This window comes from Sphingomonas bacterium (genome assembly GCF_903644055.1).
Lineage (GTDB): Bacteria > Pseudomonadota > Alphaproteobacteria > Sphingomonadales > Sphingomonadaceae > Sphingomonas_I.
Window position 1 is genome coordinate 1 of record NZ_CAHJXD010000054.1, and the last position, 4,916, is coordinate 4,916.

Consider the following 4,916-nt stretch of genomic DNA (forward strand, 5'->3'; position numbering starts at 1 on the left):
CGCCCGCGCCCGCGATGCGGAGCGCCGCCAGCCCCGCGCTGGCGATCACCGCGCTGGTCGCCGCCGCCAGACGCCCGATCTTCTGGCTGCTTTTCGGCACCTTCTTCGTCTGTGGGCTGACCACCAACGGGCTGGTCGGCACGCACCTCATCGCCTTCTGCGGCGATCATGGCATCCCGCCGGTCAAGGCGGCGGGGCTGCTTTCGCTGATGGGGCTGTTCGATCTGATCGGCACGACCGCCTCGGGCTGGCTGACCGACCGTTACGATCCGCGCCGGCTGCTGTTCGTCTATTACGGGCTGCGCGGGATTTCGCTGATCGCCTTGCCCTTCCTCGATTTCGGCGCGGGCAGCCTCACGGTGTTCGCGATCTTCTACGGGCTCGACTGGATCGCCACCGTGCCGCCCACGCTGGCGCTGACCAACCGCCACTTCGGCGAGCGCGAGGCGCCGGTGGTGTTCGGCTGGGTGATGGTCGGCCACCAGATCGGCGCGGCTACGGCAGCGTTCGGTGCGGGGCTGATCCGCCAGATCGCGGGAAGCTATTCGCCCGCCTTCCTGCTCGCCGGGCTGTTCGGCCTGCTGGCGGCGGCGGCGGTGATCGGCTTCGGCCGCACGAGCCCTGTACGGGCGACTGCGACGGCCTGACCTGGAGTCTGTCCCGTTCAAGCGGAAACGTCACCCCGGCCTTGAGCCGGGGTCCCGCTTCTTCTTCAGCGGCAGGCAGCGGGACCCCGGCTCAAGGCCGGGGTGACGAGGGAAGGGGCAGGGACCAGAGCAATATATTGCCGAGGATGACGAGCGCCGCGATCAGCATCAGCACGCCCTTGATCCTGTCCCGCCCGCGCAGGATCAAGCGCACGCCGCCGAACGCCAGCGCGAAATCCGCCAGCACCGCCAGCGACAGCAGGATCGGCGACAGGCCCGACATCAGCCGCGTTCAGGCGAAGCGCGCGCTCCGGCCGCGTGGCCGAACGCGCCGCCTCAATGCTTCTTGCCGTGCCAGATGTTGCGGTAGGCGCCGTAGGCGAGCCCGGTCGCGATGAGCAGGAAGATCGTGATCGCGACGCCCGTGCGATGGCGGTTTTCCAGCTTGGGCTCCGCCGCCCACATCAGGAAGGCGGAGACGTCCCTCGCCATCTGATCGACGCTGGCCTTGGTGCCGTCGGCATAGCTGACCTGGCCATCGGCGACGAGCGGCGGCGGCATCGCGAGGTTCAGATTGGCGAAATAGGGATTGTAATAGAGCCCCGTCGGCGTCTTGGCGTCGGGGAATTGCTTGAGCAGCTCCGGCGGCTGATCGCGATAGCCGGTGAGCAGCGAGTGGATATAAGCCGGGCCGTCCTCGCGCGCCTTGGCGAGCAGCGACATATCGGGCGGAAGCGCATTGTTGTTGGCGGCGCGCGCCGCGACCTCGTTGGCGAACGGCGACGGGAAATAATCGCTCGGCAGCGCCTTGCGCGTCGCGGGCTCGCCCGTCTTGTCGTTGATCGAGGGAACCTCGGTCTTCCACTGCTTGGCGATCGCCTTCACCTCGGGCACGGTGAAGCCGATCTGCGTGAGGTCGCGGAAGGCGACGAGCTTCATCGCGTGGCAGGCCGAACAGACCTCCTGATAGACCTGGAAGCCGCGCTGGAGCTGCTGGCGATCGTAACGCCCCAGCGGCCCGTTGAAGGAAAAGGCCGCCTCCTTGGGCTTGAGATGGAAAACCTGCGAAACCGATTCGGTCTCCGCCTCGCGCGGCGTGCTGAGGAAGCCCCAGGCCAGCGCCAGCAGGAAGCCGAGCCCGACGATCGGGGCGATGAAAGGTCCGAAGAAGCGGAGCATGTGTCTCTAGTCCCCCGGGGCTCAGGCCGTGTGCACGCCGAACGGCGCGGCTTCGGCTTCCTCGCCATGCAGCACCGATTCGGAGATCGAGTTCGGCAGCGGCAGCGTCTTCTCGACGGCGGAGAGGATCGGCAGAATGATCAGGAAGTGCGCGAAATAATAGCCGGCGCAGAGCTGGCTGAGCATCACCACCGTCGCGGTCGGCTCGGCCTGGCCGAGATAGCCGAGCACGACGAGATCGACGACGAGGATCCAGAAGAACCAGCGATAGGTCGGGCGATAATTCGCCGAGCGCACCGGCGAGCGATCGATCCACGGCAGGAAGAACAGCAGCAGGATCGAGCCGAACATCGCCATCACGCCCCAGAGCTTCGCCGGGATCCAGAGGAAATTGCCGGTGAACGCCTTGAGGATCGCGTAGAAGGGCAGGAAATACCATTCGGGCACGATGTGCGCGGGCGTCGAGAGCGGATTGGCCGGGATGTAATTGTCCGGGTGGCCCAGCATGTTGGGCGCGAAGAACAGGATCAGCGCGAAGACGATCAGGAAGATGCCGAGCCCGAACCCGTCCTTGGCGGTATAATAAGGATGGAAGGGCACGGTATCCTGCGGCCCCTTGACGCCGACGCCGGTCGGATTGTTCGAACCCGGAATGTGCAGCGCCCAGATGTGGAGCACGATCGCGCCCGCGATCACGAACGGCAGCAGATAATGGAGCGAGAAGAAGCGGTTGAGCGCGGCATTGTCCGGCGCGAAGCCGCCGAGCAGCCAGGTGTGGATCGGATCGCCGACGATCGGCAGCGCCGAGAAGAAGCCCGTGATGACCTGCGCGCCCCAGAAGCTCATCTGCCCCCACGGCAGTACATAGCCCATGAACGCCGTCGCCATCATCAGCAGGAAGATGACCACGCCCATCAGCCACACCATCTCGCGCGGCGCCTTGTACGATCCGTAATAGAGACCGCGGAAGATGTGCGTATAGACGACGATGAAGAACATGCTCGCGCCGTTGGCGTGCGCATAGCGCAGCAGCCAGCCCTGGTTGACGTCGCGCATGATGCTTTCGACGCTGTTGAACGCGATATCGGCGTTCGCCGCATAATGCATCGCGAGCACGATGCCCGTGACGATCTGGATCGTCAGCGCGAAGCCCGCGAGAACGCCGAAATTCCAGAAATAATTGAGGTTGCGCGGCACGGGATAGCCCGCGCCGACCGCATTGTAGACCAGACGCGGCAACGGCAGGCGGCTGTCGATCCACTTGGTCAGCGGATGCTTCGGCGCATATTGCTCAGCCCAGGGAAAGCTCATTTTCTCTTCTACCTCAGCCGATCTGAACCACGGTGGGTGACTTGAAGCTATAGTCCGGCACCTGCAAATTCTTGGGCGCCGGGCCTTTGCGGATGCGCGCCGCAGTATCGTAGACCGATCCGTGGCAGGGGCAGAAATAGCCGCCGAACTCGCCGCGCGTCTCGCCCTCGCCCGCGCCGAGCGGCACGCAGCCGAGATGCGTGCAGACCCCCATCGTGATCAGCCAGTTCTTGTGGCCTTCCTTGGTGCGCTGCGCCAGCGTCGCGGGATCGCGCAGCGTGGATACCGGCACCGCATCGGCCTCGGAGATTTCCTTGGGCGTGAGATTGCGGATGAACACGGGCTGCTTGCGCCAGATCGTCTTGATCGCCTGCCCCGACGCGATCGCCGAAATATCGACCTCGATCGACGCCATCGCGAGCACGTCGGCGCTCGGGTTCATCTGGTTGACCAGGGGGATGACGACCGAGACCGCGCCGACGCCGGCGAAGCTGACCGCCGCGATATTGAGGAAATCGCGCCGACGGGGACCTGCCCCTTCCTCCTCGACCGCGCCGATCACCGGCGGGCGCTGGTTGGGATCGTCGGCGGTATGTGAAATCGCCATGCGCGTGAGAACCCTTGCGTCTTGCCCCCGGGCGCCCTGGAACGGGCGGCCCTCGGGCGGCGCTGTAGACGCGCTTCCGCCCATTTGCCAACAGGCTTTCACGCGCTTTTCCGAGATGATCGCGGCCACCGGCTTGCGAACCGCCCGAGGCGGGGGCAAGCGGCCCGGCATGAGCGAAACGCCCCCGATCCCGATGGATGACGAGCAGCGGCAAGCGCGCGGCTGGTTCGAAGCGCTGCGGACGCGGATCTGCGCCGAATTCGAGGCGATCGAGCGCGAGGCGGGCAGCGACGCCGCCTTCGCCTATCTGCCGTGGGACCGCACCGATGCGGCCGGCACGCCTGCGGGCGGCGGCGGGGTGCGCGGGCTGATGAAGGGGCGGGTGTTCGAAAAGGTCGGCGTCAACGTCTCGACCGTGGCGGGCGCGTTCGAGGGCGAGTTCGGCAAGAGCATCCACGGCGCGGACAGCGATCCCAGCTTCTTCGCGACGGGGATCAGCCTCGTCGCGCACATGGCCAATCCGCACGTGCCCGCCGTCCATATGAACTGCCGCTTCCTCGAAACCACGCGGCGCTGGTTCGGCGGCGGCGCCGATCTCAACCCCGCGCTGCCCGACGATGCCGACACCGCCGACTTCCACGCCGCGATGCGCGCCGCCTGCGAGGCGCATCCAGGCGCCGGCGATTATCCACGCTACAGCAAATGGGCGGAGGATTATTTCTGGATTCCGCACCGCAAGGTCCATCGCGGCGTCGGCGGCATCTTCTTCGATCATCTCGAAGGGCCGTTCGAGACCGATTTCGCCTTCGTGCAGGCGGTGGGCGAGGCGTTCCTCGCGATCTTCCCCACGATCGTGCGGCGGCGGATGGGCGCGCCGGTCAGCGATGCGGACCGGCGCGCTTTGCTCGCCTTCCGTGGCCGCTATGCCGAATTCAACCTCGTCTATGATCGCGGCACCACCTTCGGGCTCAAGACCGGCGGCAATGTCGATGCGATCCTGATGAGCCTGCCGCCGCTGGCGAGCTGGGAATGAGCCTCGAGCCGGTGCCGCCCGGCGAGCTGGCGGCGATCGTCACCTCGCTGGAGATGCTGGCGCGCCCCCGCCCCGCGCCGCTGCCGACGGCGCCCTTCCGCCTCGTCCGCTGGCCCGCGCCGACCTGCGCGGCCTATCG

The 4,916-nt window shown here is 66.6% G+C and carries 6 protein-coding genes; 2 read left to right on the plus strand and 4 right to left on the minus strand.

The window, feature by feature from the left end; translation table 11 throughout:
- Nucleotides 1–647 (plus strand): MFS transporter (locus tag HUU94_RS02235; RefSeq protein WP_174273496.1); only part of this gene is annotated, 647 nt, incomplete at its 5' end.
- A gap of 91 nt (nt 648–738) precedes the next feature.
- Here the strand turns inward: HUU94_RS02235 and HUU94_RS02240 are convergent.
- From HUU94_RS02240 to petA, 4 genes are read right to left on the minus strand one after another with little or no spacing between them, the layout of a single operon-like run.
- Nucleotides 739–930, minus strand: coding sequence for a hypothetical protein (locus tag HUU94_RS02240; RefSeq protein ID WP_174273497.1), 192 nt, complete (start codon nt 928–930; stop codon nt 739–741).
- 53 nt (nt 931–983) lie between these two features.
- Nucleotides 984–1,826 carry a cytochrome c1 gene (locus tag HUU94_RS02245; protein WP_174273498.1) on the minus strand — a complete coding sequence of 281 codons (843 nt, stop codon included), beginning with the start codon at nt 1,824–1,826 and terminating at the stop codon, nt 984–986.
- A 21-nt stretch (nt 1,827–1,847) separates the two neighbouring features.
- Entirely contained in the window at nt 1,848–3,137 is a 1,290-nt protein-coding gene (locus HUU94_RS02250; RefSeq protein ID WP_174273499.1) for a cytochrome b, read from the minus strand.
- A gap of 13 nt (nt 3,138–3,150) precedes the next feature.
- Nucleotides 3,151–3,744: a ubiquinol-cytochrome c reductase iron-sulfur subunit gene (petA, locus tag HUU94_RS02255; RefSeq protein WP_174273500.1), complete on the minus strand. Its 594-nt coding sequence runs from the start codon at nt 3,742–3,744 to the stop codon at nt 3,151–3,153.
- Between the two features lie 169 nt (nt 3,745–3,913).
- Between petA and hemF the strand changes: the two genes are divergently transcribed.
- Nucleotides 3,914–4,777 carry an oxygen-dependent coproporphyrinogen oxidase gene (gene hemF / locus HUU94_RS02260; RefSeq protein ID WP_174273501.1) on the plus strand — a complete coding sequence of 288 codons (864 nt, stop codon included), beginning with the start codon at nt 3,914–3,916 and terminating at the stop codon, nt 4,775–4,777.
- The last annotated feature ends 139 nt before the right edge of the window (nt 4,778–4,916 follow it).